The organism is Halotalea alkalilenta DSM 17697, assembly GCF_000621205.1.
Taxonomy (GTDB): domain Bacteria; phylum Pseudomonadota; class Gammaproteobacteria; order Pseudomonadales; family Halomonadaceae; genus Halotalea; species Halotalea alkalilenta.
In genome coordinates this window covers 325,379-352,290 of the sequence record NZ_KK211226.1, presented here as the reverse complement: position 1 = coordinate 352,290, position 26,912 = coordinate 325,379, and the positions used below count along the sequence as shown (strand labels likewise).

22 protein-coding genes are annotated in these 26,912 nt (G+C 63.5%); 17 read left to right on the top strand and 5 right to left on the bottom strand.

Annotation, left to right across the window (positions count from 1 at the left end):
• Window positions 1-11 precede the first annotated feature (11 nt).
• Genes nadA through Q376_RS0110845 form a run of 4 tightly spaced genes read left to right on the top strand, consistent with a single transcriptional unit; the run spans window position 12 to window position 4,946 of the window.
• Window positions 12-1,277 (top strand): quinolinate synthase NadA, encoded by a 1,266-nt coding sequence (nadA, locus tag Q376_RS0110860; protein WP_027350334.1) that lies wholly within the window; start codon window positions 12-14, stop codon window positions 1,275-1,277.
• Window positions 1,274-2,911 carry an L-aspartate oxidase gene (gene nadB / locus Q376_RS22305; protein WP_081803509.1) on the top strand — a complete coding sequence of 546 codons (1,638 nt, stop codon included), beginning with the start codon at window positions 1,274-1,276 and terminating at the stop codon, window positions 2,909-2,911. The genes nadA and nadB overlap by 4 nt, the downstream gene beginning before the upstream one ends.
• A 5-nt stretch (window positions 2,912-2,916) precedes the next feature.
• On the top strand, window positions 2,917-3,777 hold the full coding sequence (gene nadC, locus Q376_RS0110850) for a carboxylating nicotinate-nucleotide diphosphorylase (protein ID WP_155834293.1): 861 nt from the start codon (window positions 2,917-2,919) through the stop codon (window positions 3,775-3,777).
• Window positions 3,774-4,946 (top strand): cysteine desulfurase family protein, encoded by a 1,173-nt coding sequence (locus Q376_RS0110845; protein ID WP_027350332.1) that lies wholly within the window; start codon window positions 3,774-3,776, stop codon window positions 4,944-4,946. The genes nadC and Q376_RS0110845 overlap by 4 nt, the downstream gene beginning before the upstream one ends.
• Window positions 4,947-4,954: 8 nt before the next feature.
• Here Q376_RS0110845 and Q376_RS0110840 read toward each other — a convergent pair whose 3' ends face one another.
• Both Q376_RS0110840 and Q376_RS24825 read right to left on the bottom strand, forming a co-directional pair.
• Window positions 4,955-5,878, bottom strand: coding sequence for a hypothetical protein (locus tag Q376_RS0110840; protein WP_155834291.1), 924 nt, complete (start codon window positions 5,876-5,878; stop codon window positions 4,955-4,957).
• A gap of 81 nt (window positions 5,879-5,959) precedes the next feature.
• On the bottom strand, window positions 5,960-6,157 hold the full coding sequence (locus Q376_RS24825) for a hypothetical protein (protein ID WP_155834289.1): 198 nt from the start codon (window positions 6,155-6,157) through the stop codon (window positions 5,960-5,962).
• A 488-nt stretch (window positions 6,158-6,645) separates the two neighbouring features.
• On the opposite strand from Q376_RS24825, the gene Q376_RS0110830 reads away from it, so the two are divergent.
• Together Q376_RS0110830 and Q376_RS0110825 are read left to right on the top strand one after the other, a co-directional pair.
• Window positions 6,646-6,948, top strand: coding sequence for a hypothetical protein (locus tag Q376_RS0110830; protein ID WP_027350330.1), 303 nt, complete (start codon window positions 6,646-6,648; stop codon window positions 6,946-6,948).
• A 198-nt stretch (window positions 6,949-7,146) separates the two neighbouring features.
• Complete coding sequence (locus Q376_RS0110825; RefSeq protein WP_027350329.1) at window positions 7,147-7,494, top strand: zinc ribbon domain-containing protein YjdM; 348 nt, start codon at window positions 7,147-7,149, stop codon at window positions 7,492-7,494.
• A gap of 431 nt (window positions 7,495-7,925) precedes the next feature.
• On the opposite strand, the gene surE is transcribed toward Q376_RS0110825, so the two are convergent.
• Window positions 7,926-8,699, bottom strand: coding sequence for a 5'/3'-nucleotidase SurE (gene surE / locus Q376_RS0110820; protein WP_027350328.1), 774 nt, complete (start codon window positions 8,697-8,699; stop codon window positions 7,926-7,928).
• Window positions 8,696-9,235, bottom strand: a complete 540-nt coding sequence (locus Q376_RS24025) for a GNAT family N-acetyltransferase (RefSeq protein ID WP_052365136.1) — start codon at window positions 9,233-9,235, stop codon at window positions 8,696-8,698. Before Q376_RS24025 ends, surE begins: the two co-directional genes overlap by 4 nt.
• Before the next feature lie 148 nt (window positions 9,236-9,383).
• Here Q376_RS24025 and Q376_RS0110810 point away from each other — a divergent pair, with 148 nt between their 5' ends.
• Together Q376_RS0110810 and Q376_RS0110805 are read left to right on the top strand one after the other, a co-directional pair.
• Complete coding sequence (locus Q376_RS0110810) at window positions 9,384-10,346, top strand: NAD(P)H-dependent flavin oxidoreductase (RefSeq protein WP_027350327.1); 963 nt, start codon at window positions 9,384-9,386, stop codon at window positions 10,344-10,346.
• A gap of 151 nt (window positions 10,347-10,497) precedes the next feature.
• Window positions 10,498-11,418 (top strand): LysR family transcriptional regulator, encoded by a 921-nt coding sequence (locus tag Q376_RS0110805; protein ID WP_027350326.1) that lies wholly within the window; start codon window positions 10,498-10,500, stop codon window positions 11,416-11,418.
• A gap of 120 nt (window positions 11,419-11,538) precedes the next feature.
• On the opposite strand, the gene Q376_RS0110800 is transcribed toward Q376_RS0110805, so the two are convergent.
• Complete coding sequence (locus Q376_RS0110800) at window positions 11,539-13,959, bottom strand: membrane-bound PQQ-dependent dehydrogenase, glucose/quinate/shikimate family (protein WP_027350325.1); 2,421 nt, start codon at window positions 13,957-13,959, stop codon at window positions 11,539-11,541.
• A 1,101-nt stretch (window positions 13,960-15,060) separates the two neighbouring features.
• On the opposite strand from Q376_RS0110800, the gene Q376_RS0110795 reads away from it, so the two are divergent.
• From Q376_RS0110795 to Q376_RS0110760, 9 genes are all read left to right on the top strand, one after another.
• Window positions 15,061-16,227: an STY4528 family pathogenicity island replication protein gene (locus Q376_RS0110795; RefSeq protein ID WP_027350324.1), complete on the top strand. Its 1,167-nt coding sequence runs from the start codon at window positions 15,061-15,063 to the stop codon at window positions 16,225-16,227.
• Window positions 16,228-16,802: 575 nt separating this feature from the next.
• Window positions 16,803-17,666, top strand: coding sequence for a phage integrase N-terminal domain-containing protein (locus tag Q376_RS0110790; RefSeq protein ID WP_027350323.1), 864 nt, complete (start codon window positions 16,803-16,805; stop codon window positions 17,664-17,666).
• Between the two features lie 134 nt (window positions 17,667-17,800).
• A complete protein-coding gene (locus Q376_RS0110785; protein ID WP_027350322.1) occupies window positions 17,801-18,124 on the top strand; it encodes an HVO_A0114 family putative DNA-binding protein in 324 nt (107 codons plus the stop codon).
• 10 nt (window positions 18,125-18,134) lie between these two features.
• On the top strand, window positions 18,135-19,703 hold the full coding sequence (locus tag Q376_RS0110780) for a type I restriction-modification system subunit M (RefSeq protein WP_027350321.1): 1,569 nt from the start codon (window positions 18,135-18,137) through the stop codon (window positions 19,701-19,703).
• A complete protein-coding gene (locus tag Q376_RS24820) occupies window positions 19,700-20,383 on the top strand; it encodes a restriction endonuclease subunit S (RefSeq protein WP_155834288.1) in 684 nt (227 codons plus the stop codon). The genes Q376_RS0110780 and Q376_RS24820 overlap by 4 nt, the downstream gene beginning before the upstream one ends.
• 8 nt (window positions 20,384-20,391) lie before the next feature.
• On the top strand, window positions 20,392-20,976 hold the full coding sequence (locus tag Q376_RS24815) for a restriction endonuclease subunit S (protein WP_211266651.1): 585 nt from the start codon (window positions 20,392-20,394) through the stop codon (window positions 20,974-20,976).
• Entirely contained in the window at window positions 20,973-23,996 is a 3,024-nt protein-coding gene (locus tag Q376_RS0110770) for a type I restriction endonuclease subunit R (protein WP_027350320.1), read from the top strand. The genes Q376_RS24815 and Q376_RS0110770 overlap by 4 nt, the downstream gene beginning before the upstream one ends.
• 2 nt (window positions 23,997-23,998) lie before the next feature.
• A complete protein-coding gene (locus Q376_RS0110765; RefSeq protein WP_211266650.1) occupies window positions 23,999-25,084 on the top strand; it encodes an SIR2 family protein in 1,086 nt (361 codons plus the stop codon).
• A 7-nt stretch (window positions 25,085-25,091) separates the two neighbouring features.
• Window positions 25,092-26,885 carry an ATP-binding protein gene (locus Q376_RS0110760; RefSeq protein ID WP_027350318.1) on the top strand — a complete coding sequence of 598 codons (1,794 nt, stop codon included), beginning with the start codon at window positions 25,092-25,094 and terminating at the stop codon, window positions 26,883-26,885.
• The last annotated feature ends 27 nt before the right edge of the window (window positions 26,886-26,912 follow it).

The following is a 26,912-nucleotide window of genomic DNA, read 5'->3' as shown; positions in this document are numbered from 1 at the left end:
GAGAGCCGTCGATGTCGACCATCGCCACCTCCCTTGAAGCGTTCGAGAAGTCGCAGGCAGGCGCCCACTGCAGCACCGGGCTTGCCACCGATCCCTGGCGCTTCGATCGGATCCCCACCTACGGGCCGGGCGCCTCCGAGACCGACGAGCTGCCCGACCAAGCGCCACGGCAGCCGGCGCTGCCGGGCGAGTATCGCAATGCCAGCGATGAGGAGCTCGAGGCGCGGATCATCGCCGCCAAGCGCACGCTGGGTGAGCGGCTGTTGATCCTCGGCCACTTCTACCAGCGCGACGAGGTGGTGCGTCATGCCGACTTCGTCGGCGACTCCTTCCAGCTCGCCCGCGCGACCCTCGGCCGGCCGGAGGCCGAGGCGATCGTGTTCTGCGGCGTGCACTTCATGGCCGAGACCGCCGATATCCTCTCCGACCAGCGCCAGACCGTATCGCTGCCCAACCTCGGTGCCGGCTGCTCGATGGCCGACATGGCCGATCTCGCCTCGGTCGAGGCCTGCTGGGAGGCGCTGTCGCAGCTGTGGGGGGAGGAACTGGACGCCAGCGGGCGAGCGCCGGTGATCCCGGTCACCTACATGAACTCATCGGCGGCGCTGAAAGCCTTCTGCGGCCGCCACGGCGGTATCGTCTGTACCTCCTCGAACGCCGCCAAGGTGCTCGACTGGGCCTTCTCCCAGGGCCAGCGGGTGCTGTTCTTCCCCGACCAGCACCTGGGACGCAATACCGCCAAGGCGATGGGCATCGGCCTCGACCAGATGCCGCTGTGGGACCCGAACCGCCCGCTCGGTGGCAATCAGCTCGATGCGCTCGAGCGCGCGCGGGTGATCCTGTGGCATGGCTACTGCTCGGTGCACAAGCGCTTCACCGTCGAGCAGATCGCAAGCGCCCGGCGGCATTTCCCCGATGTGCGGGTGATCGTCCATCCCGAATGCCCGATGGCGGTGGTCGATGCCGCCGATGAGGCGGGTTCGACCGACTACATCAAGAAGGCGATCGAAGCCGCGCCGCCCGGCGCGACCTTCGCGATCGGCACCGAGATCAACCTGGTCCAGCGGCTCGCGCGGGAGCATCCCGAGCACACCATCTTCTGTCTCGATCCGGTGGTTTGCCCCTGCTCGACCATGTACCGCATCCACCCGGCCTACCTGGCCTGGATCCTCGATGGCCTGGTCGAGGGCGAGGTGCGCAACCGCATCCGCGTCGATGTCGCCACTTCGCGCGATGCGCGGGTGGCGCTCGAGCGAATGCTGGCGGCGCAGCCATGAACCGGCCGTTCGGCTTCACTCCCAGGCCTCGTGCCGAGCGCCGCGGGCGCTTCGCGCTGGTCGTGGTCGGCAGCGGTGTCGCTGGCTTGAGCTGCGCGCTGCTGGCGCAGCAGCGCGGCCTGGGGCCGGTGGCGCTGGTGACCAAGGCGGAGCTCGAGGAGAGCAACACCCGCTATGCCCAGGGCGGCATCGCCGGCGCCCTGCACCCGCTGGATCGCGCGGGGTTGCACGCGCGCGACACCCTGGTCGCCGGTGCCGGCGGCTGCGTGGTGGAGTCGGTGCGCCGGCTCTGCGCCGGCGGGGCCGAGGCGCTCGAGTGGCTGATCGCGCTCGGCGTGCCGTTCGATCGTGAGGGCGATGACTGGGCGGTGGGGCTGGAGGCGGCCCATTCGCGGCCACGTATCCTCCATGCCGGCGGTGACGCCACGGGGCGCGCGATCGAGGCGACCCTCGCCGATCACGTTCGCCGGGCCGAGGTGACGCTGTTCGAGCACTGCATGCTCGCCGAGCTCCAGCTGCATGGCGGCCGGGTCACCGGCATTGAATGCCTGGATGCCGATGAGCGGCGCTTCGGCCTCGAGGCCGAAGCGGTGGTGATCGCGACCGGGGGCGCCGGCCAGGTCTATGCGCATACCACCAACCCCTCGGTCGCCACCGGCGATGGGGTCGCCTGCGCGTTTCGCGCCGGCGCTGCGATCCTCGATGCCGAGTTCTACCAGTTCCACCCCACTGCGCTTGCGCTCGGCGAGCAGCGCTTTCTGATCACCGAGGCGCTGCGCGGCGAGGGCGCGGTGCTGCGCGATGTCCATGGGCGGCGCTTCATGCCGGCGCTGCACGCCCAGGCCGAGCTCGCACCGCGCGACGTGGTCGCACGCGCCATCGCCCGGACCATGGCCGCGCAGCAGGGCCAGCCGGTCTGGCTCGACGCCACCGGGCTCGAGGCCGAGCGGCTGGCGGCGCGCTTCCCCGGGATCTCCGCGCACCTCGAGGGGCTGGGGCTGCGGCTGGCCCGCGACTGGCTGCCGGTAACGCCCGCGGCGCACTACTGGATGGGCGGGATTCTCACCGACACCCTCGGGCGCAGCTCGCTGGCCGGGCTCTACGCCCTCGGCGAGGCGGCCTGCACGGGCGTGCATGGCGCGAACCGGCTGGCCTCCAACTCGCTGCTCGAAGGCGTGGTGTTCGCCCGCAGGCTGGTCGAGGCGCTGGCCTGCGATGAGGGCCAGGGCCTGCCGGCGCGCTTCGATGAGATCCGGATGCAGGTCCTGCCGATCTTCGGCGCCAACGACGAGGTGCCTTTCTCGCTCAGCGCGCTGCGCGAGACGATGTGGCGCGAGGTCGGGCTCGAACGCAGCGGCGAGGGGCTCTCCCGCAGCCTCGAGCGGCTCACCGGCTGGCAGCGGGGCTGGCGCTTCGCCGACCATCGCGCCGCGCTGGAGGCGCGCAACCAGCTCGAGATCGCCACGTTGATCTGCGAATCGGCGCTGGCTCGCGAGGAGTCCCGCGGTGCGCACCATCGCCTCGACTTTCCCAACGCCGCGGCCCGCTTCGCGCGGCGGCGGGCGGTGACCCGCCTGTTCGTCGAGGAGTCGTCCGAGGCGCGGCCGTTTCCTCTGTCATTGGTCATGAGGTGATCACGATGCTGCTTTCACCCTCCCAGATCGACGCCGTGGTCGAGGCCGCGCTCGCCGAGGACGCGCCCTGGGGCGATCTCAGCTCGGAGACCTTGATTCCCGCCGAGCGCCGGGCCAGGGCGCTGCTCGCCGCGCGCGAGCCCGGCGTGTTCGCCGGTGGCGAGGTGCTGGCGCGTACTTTTCGCGCCGTCGATCCTGGCGTCGAAGTTCGCCTGCTGTGCGCCGACGGTGAGCGTTTCTCCCGCGGCGACGCACTCGCGCAGATCGAAGGCCCGGCGCGGGCGCTGCTGCGCGCCGAGCGGGTGGCGCTCAACCTGGTCCAGCGGATGAGCGGGATCGCCACCCTCACCTCTCGTTTCGTCGAAGCGGTGGCCGGCACCTCGGCGCGGATCGTCGACACCCGCAAGACCACGCCCGGGCTGCGCGCGCTGGAGCGCCACGCGGTGCGCGCAGGCGGCGGCCACAATCATCGCTTCTCGCTGTCGGACGCGGTGATGATCAAGGACAACCATCTCGCCGCGCTGGGGGCCGACTCGCCCGCGGCGGTCACCCAGGCGCTCGAGCGCCTGCGCGAGCAGCTGCCGCACACGGTGCATATAGAAGTCGAGATCGACCGGCTCGATCAGCTCGATGCGGTGCTCGAGGCCAAGGTCGACACCGTGATGCTCGACAACTTCTCCCTCGATGAGCTGCGCGAGGGCGTGGCGCGGATCAAAGGGCGGGCATGGATCGAGGCCAGCGGCGGGGTCGATCTGACCACGGTGAGGGCGATCGCCGAGACCGGCGTCGAGATCATCTCGGTCGGGGCGCTGACCCACAGCGCCCGCGCCCTCGATCTCGGGCTCGATTTCGAGCCCGATCGATGATCACCGAGGACGAGCTTCTCTACCTCGACCACGCCGCTACCACGCCGCTCAGGCGTGAGGCGCTCGAGGCGATGTGGCCGTGGCTGACCGCTCGATTCGCCAACCCCTCGAGCCCGCACGGGCTCGGGCGCGAGGCCCGCGCAGCGCTCGAAGCCGCGCGCGAGGAGCTGGCCCGCGGGCTCGGCTGCCGCGCGGGAGAGCTGATCTTCACCTCCGGCGGCACCGAGGCGGACAACCTGGCGATCAAGGGCATCGCGCTCGGCGTCGAGCGCCCGCCGGCGGCGCGGCGGCTGATCATCTCCCCCTTCGAGCATCCCGCGGTGGAGGGGGCCTGCGACTATCTCTGCCGCCATCACGGCTATCGGCTCGAACGCCTCGCGGTCGATCGAAACGGGCTGATCGACCTCGACGATCTCGCCCGCAGGCTCGCGCTTCCGGCGGCGCTGTGCAGCGTGATTCTCGGCCACAACGAGATCGGCACCCTGCAGCCGATCGAGCGCATCAGCGCGATCGCACGCGCCCACGGCGTGGCGCTGCACGTCGATGCGGTGCAGGCCGCCGGCTGGGAGGCGATCGACGTCGAGCGCCTCGGCATCGCCGCGCTGAGCCTCAGCGGCCACAAGCTCGGCGCCGGGCGGGGGATCGGCGCGCTGTTCCTCAGGCGCGGCGTGCCGCTCGAGCCGCTGCTCCACGGCGGCCACCAGGAGCGCGGCCGGCGCGGTGGCACCGAGCAGCTGCCGGGCGTCATCGCCCTTGCCCGCGCCTTCACCCTGGCCCGGGCCGAGGCCGAACGCCACGGCGAGCGGGTCGCGGCGCTGCGCGATGCGTTCATCCGCGGCGTGCTCGAGGGCTGCCCGGGTGCCCGCCTCACCGGCGACGCCGAGCGGCGCCTGCCCCACCATGCGTCTTTCCTGTTTCCCGGTACCCACGGCGAAGCGGTGCTGCTCGCACTCGAGGCCCGGGGGGTGATCTGCTCCAGCGGCTCGGCCTGCAAGGCCGGCGAAGACGAGCCTTCACCTGCGCTGCTCGCGCTCGGCGTTTCCCGCCAGGAGGCGCAGACCGCGGTGCGCTTCTGTTTCGACATCGACATCGACCAGCCCCAGGTCGACCGCGCCGTGCGCGCGGTCGTCGAAGCGGTGGCGCAGGTGCGGGGGTTGGGCGGGCGCTGAGGGTGGGATCAGCGGTTGGGCGATTTTACGCGCAGGAGAGGGCTGGGGCGGCGGCGGCAAGCATCCTGACGCTGGCGGTGCTGTTTCTCGGCACGGATGACCTGGTCGATATCGAGGCCTGAGACCGAACGGAAGATCGCCGGGTCGAAGCCGCTCACCGAGTACAGCTCGGTCCGAGGAATGAAGATCGCATCCATCAACCGCTCGTCGATATCCGCGTATTGGTGGGTGAAGAAGCGTTGGTAGCGATTGGTGATGATCAGCTCTCGGGTTTCATGGTGACGAAAACCGCTGTAGGCGGGTTGGAGGACAAGCTCTTCGAATACCTCGGTATCCATGTCCTGGCCGAGTTCGCCTATGCCCAGGATGGTGCCGACGTAGACCTTGCCACTCTTGGTATGGAGTTGAACGAGGGTGAAAGTGAGCGCCGACTGGAAGAGGAAGGAATCTATGCGGCTTCCTTTCACTCTCTGCTCGATCAAGCGCAGTCTGGCGTGGGCACCCGCTTCCAAGTTGAGGCGGTGACAGCGTTTCTGGCCGATCCTCAGCAACCAAAGCAGTCTGTGGCCTTGCACGGAGTCTCGGCTAGCGCCTGCGCGTCTTGCACGCTCCAGCAGGGCATCGAGCCAGCGTCGATAGTGCCACCGGCCGATTACCTCTTTGCTCGCCAACAGCGCTTCGCAGCGGCGATAGAGCCGATAGACGAATACGCCGAGCAGCGCGATGCCCAGGGAGAGTGCGCTCAAACCAGCGAGAAAATGGATGTTCAATGACCGCTCATCGATAGCCTGATTCCAGCTATTCGGGGCGAAGACGAAATGGATGAGAGTCAGTGATAGGAGCAGGCACAGCAGACCCCAGGTGGCTACTTCCAGGTAGAGTCTCTGGCCTTCATAACGGCGAATCTTGAATTTTCGCTCGGGTGCGAGCACGCAAACGATGTAGCCGCTGACCAAGGCGACGAGCACGAGAAACACGAACATCTTTGGTTGGCCCTGGCGTAAAGCGCGGGATCAGCTATGTTCGAGTTCGCGATCTTTCGGGGGTGCTTCCTGCCGGCCCGGCGCCGCGCGATGAGATTTAGCGTATTTTTTTTGCGCTGCGTTGAGAGCGTCATTGGAGAGGATGATGCTCCCGCGACCGACGATCGTTACGTCGGAGGCCTTGATACCGCCTTTGCGTAGCCACTGCTTCAATTTCGAGCCTGCCATGATTGAAACTCCCATAGCGGTGTGCAATTGAATTTAGCGATGCATCTTTGGACTCTAAGTGCTGGGATTGGCCTGAGCAAGATCTGTGAGTGAAGCGAAGAGCATTTTGCTTAAGAAACGGTGGATAGTTTATCGAGTTGCTGTCGATCCATATAGGCGCAATGAGAAATTGCGTTCTGATTGCGAAAAGCGATTGATGAGTACGTTGTCATGCCGAGTCGGAATGCGCTTTAATCCAACGACGCCTTGCAATCAGGGCGTACCAGCCGCTCAGGAGTACCTGATCATGATGATTTCTTTCCGAGTCAATCACGCGCCGACCCTCGTCTCCCTGCATGGGATGCGAGTACGCCACTCGCCGCGCGCCCGGAACTGAAATCAATCGACCGGCCGCGGATCTTGCCGCGGTCGTCTGATCATCATCGTTTTACCGATCATTCCACCTTTGCCGGGTCCGTGGCCTCCAACTGCCCTTGGAGACCGCCACCATGGCTTTCATCGCTAGCCTGCTCGACCACCTGACCACTTTGCGCGCGCGTCGCCACCATCGTCGCGCCGAACGTTCGCTGCGCGGCCTGCCCGCCTATCTGCTCAAGGACATGGGCCTGCACTACGAGGCGGGAGAACTGCGCCCGCTGGCCAGCGAGAGCGACCAAACGCTTTCGCCCGCGCCGCCGAAGCTGACCCTGATCCTGGGCGGCGCGGGCCGCGAAGAGCAGATGTTTCATGTGAAACGCCGCCGCCAGGAAGCGCCGCCAGTGTGTAGACACTGCGGGGCCCCCCTGCCGTAGCGCATGCCCCGGGGCCGTCAGGCGACCGGGGCGCTGCAAGGGCCCTTCGGGGCCGGGCGCGGGTGGGTGGACCCACTCGCGCTGCATGGGGCGTCGCTGCGTGCGCCCCGCTCCTCGATGTCTGGTCGTGATCGGCGCTCACCGCTATTGCTCAAAACCCTATACAATCGCCGGTCTTTATGTATCGAGGAGCTTCGAATGAGCCAGCTGCCCCCCTGCCCCCAGTGCCAGGCCGACTACACCTACGAGGATGGACTGATGCTGGTCTGCCCTTCTTGCGCCCATGAGTGGTCCTCGACCGAGGAGGCGGCGGACGCCGCCAGCGAGGAGCAGGGCGTGATCCGTGATTCGGTGGGCAATGTCCTAGCCGACGGCGACAGCGTCTCGGTGATCAAGGACCTCAAGGTCAAGGGCTCTTCGCTCGTGGTCAAGGTCGGCACCAAGGTGAAGAACATCCGTCTGGTCGACGGCGATCACGATATCGACTGCAAGATCGACGGCATCGGGGCGATGAAGCTCAAGTCCGAGTTCGTCAAGAAGATCTGAAAAAGCGGTTTTGCGTAAAGCGAGAGACCGGCCTTCGGGCCGGTTTCAGACTGCTGACAAAGTATTTGAAGATGCCACGATGGCTTCCAGCCGCCTCCAAGAGCGCGCTGGACGGCAATCGATTGCACCGGGGTTTGCGACATGGATGTCGCAAAAGGCGCGCCCGGACAGGGACGTCCATGCGCGCCGACCCGAGGGCAAGCGATTGATCGGCCAGGGTTGCGCGCTCTTGTGGCGGCGCGTCCCCTCAAAGGGGGAGCGCGAGGGGGCCGCCCCTCGCATCTAAACGAGCGATAGGTCGTTGGGGCGAAAACGGTTCTCGACTCGCCAGGATCGAGAGCGTCGCTGGGTCAAAAGGGGTTTTTCATTGATCTGAGACCGGCCTTCGGGCCGGTTTCTTGCGTTCAAGTGGGGCGCCGCTTCGCTTGGGCTCAGCCCAGCCGCGCGGCCAGCTCGGTGCGGGCCTGCTCGTCGGTGCGCTCGAACTGCAGCGGGGTGACGGTGATCCGGCCGTGGCGCAGCAGGTAGGCCTCGCTCTGCGGGTCGTCGTCGAGCTCGCGGCGCTTGATGTCGAACCAGTGGTAGCGCTGGTCGCGAAGGTCGGTGCGTTCGACCACGTCGATGGTCTCGAGCGTGCCGCGCCCTTGGCGGCTGGCGGTGATCGGACCGGCCTGGCCGGCGGCGACGTCGGGGAAGTTGACGTTGAGCGCGACCTCCCGGGGCCAGCCGATCGCGTGGAGGCGGCGGATGGTATCGGGGGCCAGCCGCTCGGCGGTCGCCCAGCGCACCGCCGAGCGATCGGTGAACGCCTGGCTCAGCGCGATGGTGGGTACACCGAGCAGCAGCGCGGTCAGTGCCGCGCCCACGGTGCCGGAGTAGAGCGTTTCGCGACCCAGGTTGGCGCCGCGGTTGATACCCGACAGCACCAGGTCGGGCGGGGCGTCGCGCATCAGGTGGCGCACCGCCATGGTCACGCAGTCGGCCGGCGTGCCGGTCACCGAGTAGCGGCGCTCGCCGAAGTGCGCCAGACGCAGCGGATGGTGCAGGCTGATCGAGGTCGCCACCCCGCTCTGGTCGAAGGCGGGCGCGACGATCCACACCTCGCGGGCCAGCGTCGAGGCGACCCGGGCGAGGGTCTCGAGGCCGGGGGCGTCGATGCCGTCGTCGTTGGTCAGCAGGATACGGTCGACGATCGGTTGGCTCATGCGGGGATCTCCAGATGGTGGGAAAGCGTTCGATGCATGGTGTAGTCGTGGTGGATCTCGCCGGCGAAATCGAACCGATGGGTGCCGGTGATCTCGAAGCCCTGGCGCTGGTAGAAGCGGATCGCGCGGTCGTTCTGGCGCCAGACGCCGAGTCCGAGCCGGCGCTTGTTGAGGGTACGCGCGTGCTCGGCCGCCGCCTCGATCAGCCGCGCGCCGAGCCCGGCCCCCTGGGCCCGGCGGTCGAGATAGAGTCGTGCTATCTCGAGAGTGTCGGCGTCGAAGGTTGCAGTTCTTGCATCATCGGCGTGGAGCTGCAGGAAGCCGGCCAGTTCGCCCGCGCGCTCGATCAGAAGCACAGTGATATCGGCGTCGTCCAATGCCGCGCCGAGGGCCTGGTGGGAATAGGCCTCGGCGATGTAGGCCTCGATCCTGGCGGCGTCGCAGCCTTCTGCATAGGTATCGATGAAGGTCGTACGGGCGAGCTCGCGCAGCGGTGCGATATCGCGGGCGTTGGCGGGACGGACTGCGGCGAACATCGATGGTTTCCTTGTGTGCTCGATCGAACCGGTCACTCGATCCTCAGCGATGTGCGTGGGCAAGTCCAGGACTCGGCCGATTGTCGTAGAGGCGGTTTTCAAACGAGTGTTTAAACTGGTGCTCAGTCGATACCAGAGGAGACACTCGATGACCGTCGAGGAATTGAAGGCCCAGCTGCGCCTGCCGCTGATCGGCGCTCCGATGTTCATCGTCTCCACGCCCGAACTGGTGATCGCCCAGTGCGCAAGCGGCGTGCTCGGCGCCTTTCCCGCACTCAACGCCCGGCCCCAGGCGCAGCTCGGCGACTGGCTGGGCCGCATCACCGCCGCGCTCGACGCTCTGCGGCGTGAGCACCCCGAGCGCGCCATCGCGCCTTTCGCGGTCAACCAGATCGTCCATCCGAGCAACCCGAGGCTCGAGCAGGATATCGACACCTGCGCCGAGCACCGTGTACCGCTGATGATCACGAGCCTCCACGCCCCCGACCGGGCGGTCGAGGCGGCGCACGCCTACGGCGGGCTGGTGTTTCATGACGTGACGACCGTGCGTCACGCCAAGCGTGCCCTCGACGCCGGGGTCGATGGGTTGATCCTGGTCTGTGCCGGCGCCGGCGGACACGCCGGGCGATTAAGCCCCTTCGCGCTGGCCGGCGAGGTGAGGCGCTTCTATGACGGCCCTATCGCGCTGGCCGGCGCGATATCCCGCGGCGAACACCTGCTCGCCGCCCAGGCGCTCGGTGCCGACTTCGGCTATCTCGGTACCCGCTTCATCGCAAGCCTCGAGGCCAACGCCTCAGTGCGCTATCGCCAGATGCTGATCGAGGCGGGCGCCAGTGAGGTGATCTACACTGACCTGTTCACCGGCATTCACGGCAACTATCTCGCCGCCAGCATCCGCGACGCAGGCCTCGACCCCAGCGCCCTGCCGGCCTCGAACGGTGAGAAGCTCACCCTCGGCGATGGCGGGCTCAAGGTCTGGCGCGACGTGGTTGGCGCCGGGCAAGGCGTAGGCGCGATCGAGGCGATCGAGCCCGTGGCAGTCATCGTCGAGCGCATCGAGCGAGAGTATCGAGACGCCCGCCGCCGGCTGCTCGGCAGCGCCTGTGGATGACCAGGCCACTCACCGCGGCCACCGTATCTCTCCCTCGACCGCCTCGCGCTCGAAGGCTTCGAGCTAGTCGCGGGTAAAGCGCACCGTTTCGGTCGAATCGGCCAGGAAACCGGCTAACATGCCACTTTGAATTGCTTGGATCGAGCGAATAATGGACCGGATCAAGGCCGCGCAGGTCTTCGTCGCCATCGTCGAGCGTGGCAGCCTGACCGGCGCGGCCGAGGCGCTGGATATGTCGCGTGCGATGGTGACGCGCTATCTCGCCGAAGTGGAACGGTGGGCGAGCGCGCGGCTGCTGCACCGCAGCACCCGCCGGCTGGGCCTGACCGCCGCTGGCGAGACCGCGCTTGCCTACTGTCGCGAAATGCTCGGGCTCGCCGAGCAGATGGCGCTGGTCGCCGATGCCGAGGCGGCCGAGCCGCACGGCATGCTGCGCATCGCCTGCGTGCAGTCGCTGGCGCAGGCGGCGGTGGCGAGAGCGGTCGCAGCCTACCTGCAGCGCTACCCGCGTACCGCGATCGATCTGCAGGTCGACGGCCGGACGGTGAACCTGGTCGAGGAGCGCATCGACCTGGCGATCCGGATCACCAACCAGCTCGACCCGAACCTGATCGCCCGGCGGCTGGCCCGATGCGCCTCGGTGGTCTGCGCCTCGCCCGCCTACCTCGCCGCCCATGGCACGCCGCAGCGTGCCGAGGAGCTGAGCGCGCACAACTGCCTGACCTACTCCTACTTCAGCAAGAGTCTGTGGCGGTTCACCCATGAGGGCGAGCAGTTGGACGTCCCGGTCGACGGCAACCTCAGCGCCAATGAATCCCTGGTGCTGCTCGAGGCCGCCGTGGAAGGCGCGGGCATCGTACTGCAACCGCTGCATTCGGCGGCGGCGCTGATCGCCAGTGGTCGACTGGTCGCGCTACTGCCCGGCTACCAGCCCCAGACGCTGGATATCTACGGCATCTATACCTCGCGCCAGCACCTGCCGGCGACGCTGCGTACCCTGCTCGACTTCCTGGTCGAATGGTTCGCCACCGACGAGGGCTGGGCGGGGCTGCACGAAGGCTTTCCCCGCTGAATGTGCTCCGCTTCGATGAATGAAAAAGCCCGGCGGCAAGCCATCGCACGATGACCTGCCGCCGGGCGGATATCGACCGGCGAGACCCCGGTGCCGCCGGGGTCTCGCCAAGGCGGCCGCTTACTCGGGCAGCGCGTAGGTGACCACGTAGTCGCCGGTCGGCGTCTCCATGAAGTGGTGGCCGGTGGCGACGATCGTCAGGTACTGGCGACCGTCGACCTCATAGACCATCGGATTGGCCTGGCCGCCGGCGGGCAGCACGTCCTGCCACACGGTCTTGCCGGTGCGCATGTCGATCGCCCTGATCAAATCGTCGGTCGCCGCGGCGATGAACACCAAGCCCCCGGCGGTGACCACCGAGCCGCCGTTGTTGGGCGTGCCTATGTCGATCGGCAGGCCCGAGCGGATGCCGAATGGGCCATTGGAGCGAGCGGTACCCAACGGGCGATCCCAGATCGTCTCGCCGCTGGCCAGGTCGATCGCGCGAATCCCGCCGTAGGGTGGCTCCTTGCACAGCATGCCGGTGAACGGCACGCGCCAGCCGGCGTTGACGTTGATCGCATAGGGCGTGCCCTGCTGCGGGTCGCCTGCGCCCTCGGCGCCGCCGCGGTCCTGCGCCAGCTCATCGCGCGGCACCCAGCCCAGGCGGTCGGCCTCGGCGCGCGGCACCAACTCGTTGTAGTTGGGCATGTCGTTGTAGTTGGCGATGATCACCCCGCGCTGCGGGTCGACCGCCACGCTGCCCCAGTCCGACCCGCCGTTGTAGCCGGTGTACTGGATCCACGGCTTGTCGGCGTTCGGCGGCGTGTACATGCCCCGGTAGTCGGCCTGGCGATACTGGATGCGGCAGAACAGCTGGTCGAACGGCGACATCCCCCACATGCTCTGCTCGGTCAGTTCAGGCTTTTGCAGCGAGTGGTAGAGCGAGAATGGCTGGGTCGCCGTGCGCATCTCTGGCTCCGCGCCGCCCTGCGGTACCGGGCGCTCCTCGATCCCGGAAAGCGGGGTGCCGTCGCGGCGGTCGAAGACGTAGATCTCCCCCTGCTTGGTCGGCATGATCACCGCGGGCACCTTGCCCTGGTCGGTGGGGAAGTCGATCAGCGTCGGCTGCGAGCCCGGATCGTAGTCCCAGACATCGACGTGCGAGGTCTGGAAGTGCCACTCGGGCAGGCCGGTCTCGACGTTCAGCGCCACCAGCGAGGCGGCCCACTCGTTCTCCTCCGGCGTGCGCGAGCTGCTCCAGTAGTCGGCTGCTGCGTTGGCCATCGGCAGGTAGACGAGCCCGAGCTGGCTGTCGCCGGCGGCGGTGGTCCACATGTTCGGCGAGCCGCGCACGTAGGTCTCGTCACCGCTCACTGGTTCGCTGCGATCCGGCCGGCCCGCGTCCCAGGCCCAGCGTAGTTCGCCGGTGAGCGCGTCGAACCCCTTGATCACCCCGGAAGGCGGGTAGCGCCGCTGGCCATCGAGCACTTGGTGCCCGGTCACCACCACATCGCGCACCACCACCGGTGCCGAGTTGATCGAAACGTAGCCCGGCGGGGTCTCGCCCATGCCGACCTTGATATCGACCTGGCCGTTGTCGCCGAAGTCCTCGCAGGGGCGGCCGGTCTGCGCGTCCACCTCGATAATCCTGCCATCGAGCGTGCCCGAGATGATCCGCGCCTGACACACGCCGCCATCCGCGAGCTCGGCCTGGCGCTGCGCCGGTACCTCGTAATAGGTCACCCCACGGCACGCCGCGGTATAGGGGATCGCATCCTCCGACACCTGCGGGTCATAGCGCCAGCGCTCCTCGCCGCTGCTTGCCTCGAGCGAGATCAGGATGTTGCGCGAGGTGCACAGGTAGACGCTGTCGCCCACCTTCAACGGCGTGGTCTCCGCGCCCCAGCGGTGATCGAGCAGGTCACCGGTGCGATAGACCCAGGCGCGCTCGAGCTTGCCTACGTTGTCGACGTTGATCTGGTCGAGCGGAGAGAAGCGAGTCGCCGCCGAGTCGCGCCCATAGGCGGTCCAGTCCTCATCGCTTGGGCGATCCGCCGGCTGCAGGGTGCCTACGTCGGTGGCCAGCGACGCCGCCGCGATATCCGGCAGCTGGCCGGGGTTGTCGTAGCCGCGCGGCACGAACGCCAGCGCACCCGCGATCACCAGGCCCAGGAACAGCACACCGGCGCTGGCGAAAGCGCCACGGCGCGAAGGCCCGCCATCGAGGCGGTGCATCACCAGCGCGACCAGGATCGCAAGGATCAGCACCACATCGAGGCGAGGAATCCAGCGCCAATAGTTCAGCCCCGACTCCCACGCCGTCCACCCCAGCGTGCCGACCAGCACCGCCGCGTACCACCACGCACCCGACGCCCGGCGGCGGATCAACTGCACACCGGAGATCAACAGCGCCACACCCGCGATCAGGTAGTACCAGGAGCCACCGACCACCGCCAACCAAGCACCGCCCGCGGCAAGTACCACCCCAACGACCGCGACCAGCACACCCACCAGCAGCGTCGGTATTCCACTCCCGCGACTTCCACTCTCATTTCCCATGCCGTTCACCTTGCGTGATCAACGTTGCTAAACGTCTGTTTCGGCTGGCTCAGACACCCATACCCACGACCAGCCCATCGACGCAGCTTCAAGGCTGAGCGCGCCGATTTGGTAACTGATGATAGTCTGAAGAAAACAGTGGGTCAGCCTATTAATGTAAATCATTCTCTTTTGTGGAGAGGCAAAGGCGGCTTGTCCAACTCGTCTACCTTTGTGTCGCTGCCCCGCATCGAGCGCGAGGAAAGGCCCATGGTTGGTGGCCTAACGGCTTGATCGCGTCGGCGAGGTAAGTGGTTGAAAGAGGAAGCGGGATGGAGCACGGCCTAGGCGGTGAGGAGGGTGGGGTTAGACCAAAGGACTAGGAGAGGATGCGCGATGATAGCGGCCTGTCGATGCTAGTCAGGCTGGTTTGCAGTTCTTCAGGCAGGGATTCGATATGGATTTACAGCGCGGCACGTGATCGGCCTTGTTCCCGGGTGCGCCGGGCGTTGGCTAGGCTCTGTGGGCTGCTTCAGCTTGGTTAGCAATACCAGGTTGTGGCCCCAGGGCAATGGTCCAACAGCCTGTTGGACCATTGCCCTGGGGCCAGATGTTGGCGAAAGAGCGCATATACATCGGGTTGGCGCGGGATAGCCCTGCATATCGGAAATTGTGTTGGATGACATCGAATATCTCTCTAAATCCATCACTTCCCGATGCAGAAGCGGAATTTCTGCCGCATGTCGTTGATTTTCAAGCCAATCATGGCGGTCCCGCAACGTGCTTGGACCTATTCTTGGACCCAAGTACCAAGTGTGTCCCTTGGTAGCGGCGGATGGCCCATCTTGGACGCTCCCCGCACTCTCGTCGCCGGTACAGCACGCCAGCAAGCGGTCTGATCAAGGACGGCGAACATGGCCATCAGCGTTCAGCAACGTCCAATGACTGTAGCGGAGGATCATTTTCCCACCTCCTGACCCGGAACACCAAGGATGTTGCGCCCTGCTTCAGTCCGAAAAAACGGGAAGCACGCAGTTCGGATTGATGGCTGCGGCAGCGGTGATGCCGGGGTGAGATGACGGCTCCTTTGGCCAGTTGGCCGATACCGATAGGAGCCTCACCATGTCACACCAAACCTCGGACATCATCACTCCGAAAGCCCTGTTGCTCGATGAGCGGCTGACACCACTGGAACGCAACGCCTGGCTGACTTTCCGTGCGCTGGCCGGCAGCGACGGCACCGTGGTTCTCAGTTACGACGCGCTGCGCGGGTACCTGCCGAGCGCGCCGGGCAGCAAGCGGGCTGCCCTTGAAACCGTGTCCAGGGCCGTGCTGTGCCTGCGACTGTCCACGTGGATTGCGCTGGTCGAGTACCGCCGCAATCCCATGACTGGCTTTTCGATGGCCAGCCGCTACGCAGTGCGCAATCAGCCCCTCGCGTTCGACGACGCCTGCATGGAGGACGAGGACTACCTGCCCCTGCTGGAACGGGCGCTCGGCCATGCCAGTGCGACGATTCGCCAACTGGCACAGTCCATTCTTGATGAGGCCATGCGTCATCCGGGCAGGTTGGGAAAGCTGCCCGCAACAATGCAAGAGCGGATCAGGCGCTTGCAACACCGGGGCGATGACCATGATCCGGGCAGCCCTGGAGGCTCAACTGCGCGCGATGCCCTCGTGCCCGAAGCCAGCGGCGGCATTCCGAAACCCGTTCCGGCATCTGCGACAGCAGTACGTACTGTAGAAAAAGAAGTATTCAAAGAAGTACGTACGTACCGCTCATCACCCGAAGTGCAGGCATCGGGGTCAGATGTGCCAGCCCGCTTCCAGCAACTGCCACAGGATCAGCAACGGGTTCTCACCGCGCGCCTCAAGGGCTTGCCTCCGGAGCAACGCCTGGCGGTACTGGCCGAGTGGGACGTGCGCTGCGAATCAGGCGGCGTGCACAACGCCATCGCCTACCTCTACGGGTTGATCAAGAAGGCCGCGGAAGGCGTGTTCAAGCTCTGGGCGGCGCGCAAATCCGCCCCGCAGCAGACACCCGTGCAGGCCGTCAGCAACAGCCAGCATGGCTCGCCGCTCGCCCCTTCTCCATCGTCCAGCAGCCAGGCAGCAAAACCCGCGTCGCGCGAGGTCGCACAACGGCATCTGGAGCAGATCCGGCGCATGCTGAAGCTGCCGCCCCAGCCCATCGGGCAGATCATCGAGAACCTGACTGGCAACGGGCATCTGGTTCAACCTGGCGACCTGCCTGCTGCAGGCGGACTCAGACATGTTGGCGCAACGTAATAACCCCGGGCCGTCACTGCCCGCCGCAGTGACGGCCCGGCGAACTGCAGCAACAATGCGGGTTGGCGCGGCATCGCATTGATGGCGGCGCACATGATGATGCCCCGGCACACTGGCCCAGCAACAACCTGCCGGTGGGTCTGAACACCGGAACCCTGGCGCAGGTTCCTGCAAGCGCCGACCCGGCCCGCCGGACGGAACCATTCCAGGCACACCCAGGCTCGTTCGGTGTGCCGCCCTACCCACGGGCAGAGCCTTCCTCATCCTCGGCGTGGCTTGTCCCGCCATCGTCGCACTACACGCTCGCCTTCGTCGCTGGTCGCCCAACCTCGCACGGCCTGCCGGCTCCTCTTCCACCATCCATAACAGGAGGTATCCATCCCAGCACATCGCGTTGTCATCTCTTGCCATTCCTCCGCCCGGCCTTCCCACAGGAAGCAAGGCGGACGCCTCATTCGAGGCCGCAGGTGAACTGAGCACCTGGCCCTTGCCCTTCGGGGATCTCGCCTTGGCGAGTTGGCAAAAACACTGACCGTTTGCTTCTCAGCCCCGACAACCGATGGAACAACACCGCGATGGACGACCTGACCTATACCCTGCGCCAGCTCTGCCTGCGCAACCGCGACGGCAGCCACGCCACCCAGGCTGACCGGCAACGGTCGCTGACCCTGGCCGCCCGCCAACTGCGCGAGGCGGGCTTTTGCCAGATGCGGGCCACCTCGCTCAAGGTCAAGCATGTCGAAGCGCTGTTGCAGCGCTGGCAAGCCGAAGGCTTGTCGGCGGGCACGATCAAGAACCGCATGGCGCATCTGCGCTGGTGGGCAGAGAAGGTCGGCAAGGCAGGCATCCTGCCAGCGGACAACACCAGGCTGGGCATCCCTGACCGCCGCTATGTGACCAACGAAAGCAAGGCCAAGGAATTGGGCGATGGGCTGGACAGAATCACCGATCCACACGTCCGCATGAGCCTGCGCTTACAAGCGACCTTTGGTCTGCGACGGGAGGAGTCCATCAAGTTCCAACCCCGTTATGCCGACCGTGGCGACCACATCGCCATCAAAGGATCATGGGCCAAGGGCGGGCGCGACCGGACGGTGCCGATCACGACGCCGGAGCAGCGGACGGTGCTGGACGAAGCACACCGGCTGGCAGGGTTGGGTTCGCTGATCCCTGCGAACAAGACCTACATCCAGCAGCGGCACGTTTACGACGGGCAATGCAAGGCGGCGGGTCTGAGCAACATGCACGGGCTGCGGCATCGGTATGCGCAGATGCGGTATGAGGCACTGACCGGGCGGAAAGCACCTGCGGCAGGTGGGCCTTCAGTCGGTGGGCTCAGTCCAACGCGGCGCGTGGAAGACGGCCATGCTCGTCAGACCATCAGCCGCGAATTGGGGCACGAGCGGATTCAGATCACCGCCACCTATCTCGGCAGATAGTGCAGTCGGCAACCGGTACAGCGATCAATGTGCTGCCCGGCACGAAAGCCACGAAATGTGATGCACCAAGCCTCTCTTTCCTTATGTCAGCCTGATAAACTGCCATACATCTTTCTTTCGCCATCCTGCCCAAGATGAAGCGTTGCACCGTCGGCATACGCCGACCCGAGGATCAGAGCCATTCTGCTGACGGCCCTGGTCAGCCCTCGGTCTGGTTTCCGTCGATGGCGACGATGGCGGCGGTGCTGTCCGAGGACAACCGGGCCTTGCTGCGCGTGATCCGCGACCAGCAGCCCAAGTCGCTGACGGCGCTGGCAGCGCTCACCGGTCGGCGCGTGTCCAACCTGTCGCGCTCGCTGCGGATGATGGAAGGCTACGGCCTGGTCAGACTAAAGCGTGACGCACATGGCGTGGAGCCGGAGGCGCTGGCGACCAGTTTCAAGATTCTGATTGATTGAAGGTTCGGACGTGAACAACAACAAAGAAGCCGAGCGGGCGGAGCTGCACAAAACCATCTGGCGAATCGCCAACGATCTGCGCGGCAGCGTGGACGGCTGGGACTTCAAGAGCTATGTGCTGGGCATGTTGTTCTACCGCTTCATCTCGGAGAACCTCATCGCCTACCTGAACGATGAAGCTCATCGCGCCGGAGAGAACGACTTCGACTACGCCGCCCTGTCCGACGCCGACGCCGAACAGGGCCGCACCGAAACGGTAAAGGAAAAAGGCTTCTACATCCTGCCCTCGCACCTGTTCGCCAACGTGCGCGAACAGGCACGGCACGACACCAACCTCAATGAGACCCTGTCCCGCGTGTTCAAGGACATCGAGGGCTCGGCCATCGGCGTGGACAGCGAGGACGATTTCAAGGGCCTGTTCGACGACCTGGACGTCAACAGCAGCAAGCTCGGCCCCACGGTCGCCAGGCGCAACGAAAAACTGGCGAAGCTGCTCGATGCCATCGGCGACCTGCCGCTCGGCAGCTTCACCGACAACACCATCGACCTGTTCGGCGATGCCTACGAATACCTGATGCAGATGTACGCCTCGACCGCCGGCAAATCCGGCGGCGAGTTCTACACGCCGCAGGAAGTCTCTGAACTGCTGGCGCGCATCGCCGTCAGCGGCAAGACCGAGGTCAACAAGGTGTACGACCCGGCCTGCGGGTCGGGTTCGCTGCTGCTCAAGTTCGCCAAGGTTCTGGGGCAGGACAAGGTGCGGCAAGGCTTCTATGGGCAGGAGATCAACCTGACCACTTACAACCTGTGCCGCATCAACATGTTCCTGCACGACGTGAACTACGAGAAGTTCGACATCGCGCACGGCGACACGCTCACCGACCCCGCACACTGGGACGACGAGCCGTTCGAGGCCATCGTTTCCAATCCACCGTATTCCATCAAGTGGGCGGGCGACAGCAATCCGCTGCTCATCAACGACCCACGCTTCGCGCCTGCGGGCGTACTCGCGCCCAAGAGCAAGGCCGACCTTGCCTTCACCATGCACATTCTGTCGTGGCTGGCGACCAGCGGCACGGCGGCCATCGTCGAGTTTCCCGGTGTGCTCTATCGCGGCGGTGCGGAGCGAAAAATCCGCCAGTACCTGATCGACAACAACTACGTCGATACCGTCATCCAATTGCCGCCCGACCTGTTTTTCGGCACCACGATTGCCACTTGCATCATCGTGCTGAAGAAATCCAAGCGCGACAACGCCACGCTGTTCATTGATGCGTCCGCCGAGTTCATGCGTAGCGGCAACAAGAACAAGCTGACGGATACCAACCAGCAGAAGGTGCTTGATGCCTTCACTGCTCGTAAGGACGTGGCGCACTTCGCTCGATTGGTCGATAACGCTAACATTGTGGCAAATGACTACAACGTCTCTGTCTCATCGTATGTCGAGCAGCCGAACAACGATGTAACGGTGGATATCAAGGCGCTCAACACCAAGATCGTCCGCATCGTGACAAGACAAGCTGAACTGCGGACGCAGATTGATGCCATCGTTGCCGAACTGGAAGGAGACGAGGCATGAGCCGCATTGACGACCTCATTGCCGCGCAATGTTCGGATGGCGTTGAGTTCAAGGCTATCGAGAGTATTGTCTTGCGGCCTGCGAATATTCGCTGGGCAGATCAGGGCAGTGCTGAACTTCAATATATTGACTTGACTTCGGTTGACCGGGCAACCCACGCGATTGCCGAAACATCCACCATCACCAGCGAAAACGCGCCCAGTCGCGCGCAGCAGGTCGTCCGTGAAGGCGATGTCATCTTTGGAACAACGCGCCCGATGCTGAAACGGTATGCCGTCATCCCGCGCGAGTTTGACGGCCAGATTTGCAGCACGGGCTTTTGCGTGCTCCGGCCTGACAACAACATCGTCCTGACCAATTTCCTGTTCCATCTGATAGGAACCGATGACTTTTACGCCTACGTCGAGGCCAACGAGCGCGGCGCAAGCTACCCTGCGATTCCCGACAACGTGGTGAAGAAGTTCCGTGTTCCCGTCCCGCCGCTCGAAGTGCAACGCGAAATCGTGAAAGTGCTAGACACTTTTACCAAGCTTGAGGCGGAGCTTGAGGCGGAGCTTGAGGCGCGTCGGCGGCAATACAAGTATTACCGCGATATGCTTTTGACCTTCGGCGAACGCACGGACGCTGACGCAAGCAAGCAAGCAAGCAAGCAAGCAAGCAAGCAAGCAAGCAAATTATAAGGTGGATGATGCTGAATGAAATAGGCCAATTCATTCGCGGTCGTCGCTTCACGAAAGCGGATTATGTGGGCGACGGAATCAGCGTCATCCACTACGGCGAAATTTACACGCAATACGGCGTATGGACTGATCGCGTCATCTCGCAAGTCCGTTCGGATATGGCGGACACCTTGCGCTACGCAAAGCCCGGCGATGTTGTCATCACTGATGTCGGCGAAACCGTCGAAGATGTCGGCAAAGCGGTAGCCTGGCTTGGCGATGAAGAAGTTGCCATCCACGACCACTGCTACGCCTTCCGCCATTCGATGAATCCGAAGTTCGTCTCCTACTGCATGCAGACGACTTCGTTCATCGCAGAGAAAGCCAAGTATGTGGCGCGCACAAAGGTCAACACGCTTCTAATTGACGGATTCTCGAAAATCCGTATTCCTATTCCGCCCCTTGAAGAACAGGAGCGTATTGTTTCCATTCTCGACAAGTTCGACACACTGGTAAACGATCTTTCTATCGGCCTGCCCGCCGAAATCAAGGCCCGCCGCCGGCAGTACGAACACTACCGCGACCGCCTGCTAACCTTCAGGGAGGTCGCGTGAGCGAAGACCTCAAACCCTACCGCTACGAGCCGATTGCGCTTTCCAACGAAAGCACCGTCGTCGCCGAATTCGTGCACCCGAACGAGGTGCGCGAAGAACGCTACCAGCCCGAAGCAGAGCTTGAGCGCGACTTCATCGCACGCTTGCAGGTACAGGCTTACGAATATCTGCGCATCACCAGCGAGACCGACCTCATCGCCAACCTGCGCCGCCAGTTGGAGGCGCTGAACAAGATTACGTTCAGCGACAAGGAATGGCAGCAGTTCTTCGGCGAGAAGATCGCCGGGGCCAACGATGGCATCGTCGAGAAAACCGCACGCCTTCAGGAAGACCACATCCAGGTCTTGAAGCGCGACGATGGAAGCACCAAGAACATCTACTTGATCGACAAGCAGAGCATCCACAACAACCGCCTGCAAGTCATCAACCAGTATGAAGCCGAAGGCGTGCGCGCCACCCGCTTTGACGTAACCGTGCTGGTCAACGGCCTGCCGATGGTTCACATCGAACTGAAGCGCCGGGGCGTGGACATCCGCGAGGCGTTCAACCAGATCGACCGTTACCAACGCGACAGCTTCTGGGCCGGTTCCGGCCTGTTCGAGTACGTGCAGTTGTTCGTCATCAGCAACGGCACGCTGACCAAGTATTACAGCAACACCACGCGCGACGGCCACCTGGCCGAGCAGCGCAGCAACCGACGTGCACGCGGCAAGACGTCCAACAGCTTCGCCTTCACCAGTTGGTGGGCCGATGCGAAGAACCAGCCCATCACCGAGCTGGCCGACTTCACCAAGACCTTCTTCGCCAAGCACGCGCTGCTGAACATCCTCACCCGCTATTGCGTGTTCGACGTGGATCGCAAGCTGCTGGTGATGCGGCCCTACCAGATCGTCGCGGCCGAACGCATGCTGCAACGCATCGCCACGGCGACCAATCACCGGCAACTCGGCACGGTGGCGGCAGGCGGCTACATCTGGCACACCACGGGCAGCGGCAAGACGCTGACCAGCTTCAAGGCCGCGCAACTGGCGCGCGGGTTGCCGGAAATCGACAAGGTGCTGTTTGTGGTGGATCGCAAGGATCTGGACTACCAGACCATGCGCGAATACGAACGCTTCGAGAAAGGCGCGGCCAATTCCAACACCTCGACGGCGGTGCTGCAAAGGCAACTGGAAGATGCGAACGCGCGCATCATCATCACCACCATCCAGAAGCTGAGCCGCTTCGTCGCCAGGAACAAAAAGCACCCGGTCTACGACGCGCATGTGGTGGTGATCTTCGACGAATGCCACCGCAGCCAGTTCGGCGACATGCACACGGATATCACCCGGACTTTCAAGCGCCACCACCTGTTCGGTTTCACCGGCACACCGATCTTCGCCGACAACGCAGGCACAGGCGGCAATCCGAAGCTGCGCACCACGGAACAAGCGTTCGGCGACAAGCTGCACACCTACACCATCGTCGATGCCATCAACGACAAGAACGTGCTGCCGTTCCGAATCGACTACATCAACACCATCAAGGCAGCGGCGGCTATCCGCGACAAGAAGGTTCCGGCCATCGATACCGAACGGGCCTTGCTCGCGCCGGAACGCATCAAGCAGATCGTCAGCTACATACGCGAGCACTTCGACCAGAAAACCAAGCGCAGCGCCAGCTACCGGCACGGCGGCAAGCGACTGGCCGGGTTCAATTCGCTGTTCGCCACCGCGTCCATCGACGCAGCTAAACGCTACTACACCGAGTTCGCGCAGCAGCAGAAGGATGTGCCACCGGCCCAGCGGCTCAAGATCGGCCTGATCTACAGCTTTGCCGCCAACGAAGGCAGCGAAGACGGCTTGCTGGATGAAGAGGCGTTCGAGACCGACGGACTGGATCAAAGCTCGCGCGATTTCCTCGATGCCGCCATCCGCGACTACAACGATCTGTTCGCCACCAGCTTCGATACCTCGAACGGCAAGTTCGAGAACTACTACAAGGATTTGTCACAGCGCCTGAAAAACCGCGAGCTTGACCTCGTGATCGTGGTCAACATGTTCTTGACCGGCTTCGACGCCACCACGCTCAACACCCTGTGGGCGGACAAGAACCTGCGGGCGCACGGGTTGATCCAGGCGTATTCGCGCACCAACCGCATCCTCAATTCAGTCAAGACCTACGGCAACATCGTTTCCTTCCGAGATCTGGAGCAGGCGACCAACGACGCACTGGCGCTGTTCGGCAACAAGGATGCCAAGGGCATCGTGTTGCTGAAGCCCTATGCGGACTACTACACCGAATACCAGAAGAAGGTCGCCGAATTGGTGGCGCTGTTTCCGCTGGGCCTGGCCATCACGGGCGAAGCGGCGCAGAAGGCGTTCATCAAGCTGTTCGGTTCAATCCTGCGGCTGAAGAACATCCTGACTGCCTTCGATGACTTCGCGGGCAACGAAATCTTGAGCGACCGCGATTTTCAGGACTATCAGAGCCTGTACTTGAACCTGTACGCCGAGTTCCGCAGCACTTCCGAAGCCGAGAAGGAATCGATCAACGACGACGTGGTGTTCGAGATCGAACTGATCAAACAGGTCGAGATCAACGTCGATTACATCCTGATGCTTGTCGAGCGCTACATCAAGGCCAAGGGCACCGGTCAGGACAAGGAAATCCGCGCGACCATCGAGCGCGCGATCAATTCCAGCCCGTCCCTGCGCAACAAGAAAGACCTCATCGAAGCGTTCGTGGATTCGGTTTCCCCGAAAGCCCAGGTGGATGCGGAATGGCAGGCGTTCGTCGCCAGGAGAAAGGTCGAGGAGCTTGACCGCATCATTGCCGACGAAGGTCTAAACCCGGACGAGACGAAGACGTTCGTGGACAACGCCTTCCGCGACGGCGGTATTCCGACCACAGGCACGGCGATCACAAAGATTCTTCCGCCCGTCTCGCGGTTCTCCAAGAACAATAACCATTCAGCGAAGAAGCAGACGGTGCTGGAGAAGCTGGCGGCGTTCTTCGAGCGTTATTTCGGGTTGGCCTGACCATGACTGATATGACCGCCGCCGAACTGCCGGATGATCTCTTCGCGGATATTCAAGGAGTTTTCCGCAAAACTCCGGTGCTGCTTATCGGCTCTGGCTTTTCCTGCGGCTACGGTCTTCCCGGTATGGGCGCTTTGGCGGAACACTTGGCAACAGCCGTTCACGATGCACTGACCACCGAAGGGGCAAAAAATGCTTGGGCACAATCAGTCGAGGCCATAAAGGAAAATCTGGAAGCGGGCCTGAATGGCATTCCACTTGGTATGGCGGAATGGGGAGAAATCGTTTCAGCCATACGCGGAGAAACGGCGAAGCTGATTCTGGATAAGGCCATCGCCGCAGAGGGGAGGATTCTGGGTGAAAAGGTCGCAGGCGGTCATGCGCCATCACGTCTCCTGAACCGCTTGTTCAACGGTTCGCCACAGAACGCGGAAAGCATACACGTCATCACGACCAACTACGACACTTTGCTGGAGTTGTTCTGCGATCTGGCGGAGCTTCCACTGGACACGGGTTTCACGGGGTTCCGTCGGCGCAAGCCGCGACCTCGCCCGCTTTTCCAGACGCAATACAGCCGTGTTCTGGTGGCTGAAAAACGCCAGCAGCAGGTCGATCACCGCCTCTGTAAAACTGTTCGCCTGTACAAGCCGCATGGCTCGATCAGTTGGCTGACAACCGATGATGGGCCGGTGGAAGCCCTCAACGACGTGTCCATCGCAGGGCGAGCCATTGTCGTGCCCGGCCCGGCGAAGTATCAGGACACATTGGTCAACACGCTGTTCGATGCCATGCGTGCCGAGATGAATGAGGTGCTCACCAAGGCTGAAGCCTTGTTGTGCATTGGCTTCGGATTCAATGACGACCATTTGCAAGGTGTCATCAAGCGCCGATTGGCGGCTGGAATGCCCGTCATCATCGTCACGCGCGATGCGACTCCGAACATCGAGCAACTGCTCAGCGACCACTCCCATCTGATCGCCCTGTTCAAGTCGGGTGACGGGGCGGTTTGTCACTGGAATGGGCAAACGCTGCAATCCCCGGAGCCGCTCTGGCAGCTTGATGATTTCCTGAAAAAATTCTTGGAGTGAGGCGACGATGAGCATTTTCAATTTCACCGAAGAACAGTCCTTGGGCGAAGTCCGCAGCGTCGAAACCTCACGAATCACGGTACGGGTGACCGACGGGCAGCGCCTGCAAAAGGCGCGCGTCGGCCGCTTGGTTGCCATCCAGTCGATGGGAGACGAATGGCTGATCGGCATCATCGAGCGCGTTTGGCGTCACCCAGTCGAGTTGCCAACCTTCTCGGAGGGCGAAGAAATCCCCGACCTGACAGGCGTATCTCAGGAAGAGAACGGTATCTCGATCAGTCTGGTCGGCACCTATCGCGCTCGTGACGGGCAGCGCAAGGACACTTTCACGCGAGCCGTTTTCATCTTGCCCGAAATCAACCGGCCCGTGTTTCCCATCGAGGAGAAGTCCCTCGAAGACTTCATGGGCATCTTGAGCACATCGTCCAAGACGGATGCGGTCGCCCCGCTCAACGTTGGAACCTACACGCTGGACGGCAAGGCCAGCGCCTACATCGACGGAGACAAACTCTTCCAGCGGCACGCTGCGCTGCTGGGCAGCACGGGATCGGGAAAATCCTTCACTGTGGCTTCCATTCTGGAGCAGTCCGCGCTATTGCCTCACGCGAACATTGTTGTGCTCGACCTGCATGGCGAATATTCGAGCATGAAGTTCGCCTCGCACTACCGAATTGCAGGTATCGGCGATATCAAGGCCAAGAATGATGGTGCAATATTCCTGCCCTTTTGGCTGCTGACTTACGATGAAATGCAATCGGTTTTCGTGGATCGTTCGGGGGACAATGCCCCAAATCAGGCGCTCGCACTTATGGATTCGGTCGTAGAGATGAAGCGCGCAGCCATCAATGCGCTTAGCAAGCCAGAGCTTCTTGAAGGCTTCACGGTCGATACGCCGGTGCCGTACAAGTTGAGTGACTTGGTGGAATCTTTGGACAAGAAAAACGATGAGGTCATTCCTACGGGCGAGGAGTACGTCAGCGGCGCGAAAAAGGGGCAGCCTAAAACTGAAAAGGGTCCATTGAACGGCAAGCTCTCGCGCTTTCTCATCCGCTTGAAGACCAAGATGAACGACCGTCGTTATGCGTTCATGTATCAAGCGCCGGAGGAATACGAGGCTTACGAAGCGTTGCACGTCTTGGCGAACAAGCTGCTCGGCACTGGCAATATCAAGGACGGCGTCAATCCCGGCATCAAGATCATCGACTTCTCTGAGGTTCCCTCCGACATCTTGCCGGTAGTTGTGGGCTTGGTCGGGCGATTGATCTACCAGATCCAGTTCTGGAGCAGTCCGGGTGAAGACGGCGATGCGCGGCACCCCATCGTGATCGTTTGCGACGAGGCGCACCTGTACTTGCCTAGCAGCGCGGCATCCACTGGCCCGCTGGAAAAGCGCGCTTTGGAGAACTACGAACGTATCGCCAAAGAAGGACGCAAGTACGGCGTTGGCCTGATGGTGGTCAGCCAGCGGCCTTCGGATGTGAGCACGACCATTCTCAGCCAGTGCAGCAACATCATCAGCCTGCGTCTTGCTAACAAGACCGACCAGTCGGTCGTCAAGCAGCTCTTGCCGGAAAGTCTGGAAGGGTTGATGGAGGTACTACCGACACTGGATGTGGGTGAAGCCGTTGTGGTGGGCGATGCCACCTTGCTGCCGACCCGAATCAAGATGTCGAAACCCAAGCACGAACCACGCAGCGCGACAATTCCATTCTGGACACGCTGGGCCAAACCTAAGAGTGATGTCGATTTGGCTGCTGCAGTTGAGAACATGCGTCGCCAGTCGCGTGATCTCGCGAAATAGGATGCTCGTGGTGTTATCTCCTGTTTT

Excerpts from the sequence above, each read along its gene's own strand:
- nadA (WP_027350334.1), top strand. The coding sequence starts at position 12 with ATGTCGACCATCGCCACCTCCCTTGAAGCGTTCGAGAAGTCGCAGGCA.
- nadB (WP_081803509.1), top strand. The coding sequence starts at position 1,274 with ATGAACCGGCCGTTCGGCTTCACTCCCAGGCCTCGTGCCGAGCGCCGC.
- nadC (WP_155834293.1), top strand. The coding sequence starts at position 2,917 with ATGCTGCTTTCACCCTCCCAGATCGACGCCGTGGTCGAGGCCGCGCTC.
- Q376_RS0110845 (WP_027350332.1), top strand. The coding sequence starts at position 3,774 with ATGATCACCGAGGACGAGCTTCTCTACCTCGACCACGCCGCTACCACG.
- Q376_RS24825 (WP_155834289.1), bottom strand. The coding sequence starts at position 6,157 with ATGGCAGGCTCGAAATTGAAGCAGTGGCTACGCAAAGGCGGTATCAAG.
- Q376_RS0110830 (WP_027350330.1), top strand. The coding sequence starts at position 6,646 with ATGGCTTTCATCGCTAGCCTGCTCGACCACCTGACCACTTTGCGCGCG.
- Q376_RS0110825 (WP_027350329.1), top strand. The coding sequence starts at position 7,147 with ATGAGCCAGCTGCCCCCCTGCCCCCAGTGCCAGGCCGACTACACCTAC.
- surE (WP_027350328.1), bottom strand. The coding sequence starts at position 8,699 with ATGAGCCAACCGATCGTCGACCGTATCCTGCTGACCAACGACGACGGC.
- Q376_RS24025 (WP_052365136.1), bottom strand. The coding sequence starts at position 9,235 with ATGTTCGCCGCAGTCCGTCCCGCCAACGCCCGCGATATCGCACCGCTG.
- Q376_RS0110810 (WP_027350327.1), top strand. The coding sequence starts at position 9,384 with ATGACCGTCGAGGAATTGAAGGCCCAGCTGCGCCTGCCGCTGATCGGC.
- Q376_RS0110805 (WP_027350326.1), top strand. The coding sequence starts at position 10,498 with ATGGACCGGATCAAGGCCGCGCAGGTCTTCGTCGCCATCGTCGAGCGT.
- Q376_RS0110800 (WP_027350325.1), bottom strand. The coding sequence starts at position 13,959 with ATGGGAAATGAGAGTGGAAGTCGCGGGAGTGGAATACCGACGCTGCTG.
- Q376_RS0110795 (WP_027350324.1), top strand. The coding sequence starts at position 15,061 with ATGTCACACCAAACCTCGGACATCATCACTCCGAAAGCCCTGTTGCTC.
- Q376_RS0110790 (WP_027350323.1), top strand. The coding sequence starts at position 16,803 with ATGGACGACCTGACCTATACCCTGCGCCAGCTCTGCCTGCGCAACCGC.
- Q376_RS0110785 (WP_027350322.1), top strand. The coding sequence starts at position 17,801 with ATGAAGCGTTGCACCGTCGGCATACGCCGACCCGAGGATCAGAGCCAT.
- Q376_RS24820 (WP_155834288.1), top strand. The coding sequence starts at position 19,700 with ATGAGCCGCATTGACGACCTCATTGCCGCGCAATGTTCGGATGGCGTT.
- Q376_RS24815 (WP_211266651.1), top strand. The coding sequence starts at position 20,392 with ATGCTGAATGAAATAGGCCAATTCATTCGCGGTCGTCGCTTCACGAAA.
- Q376_RS0110765 (WP_211266650.1), top strand. The coding sequence starts at position 23,999 with ATGACTGATATGACCGCCGCCGAACTGCCGGATGATCTCTTCGCGGAT.
- Q376_RS0110760 (WP_027350318.1), top strand. The coding sequence starts at position 25,092 with ATGAGCATTTTCAATTTCACCGAAGAACAGTCCTTGGGCGAAGTCCGC.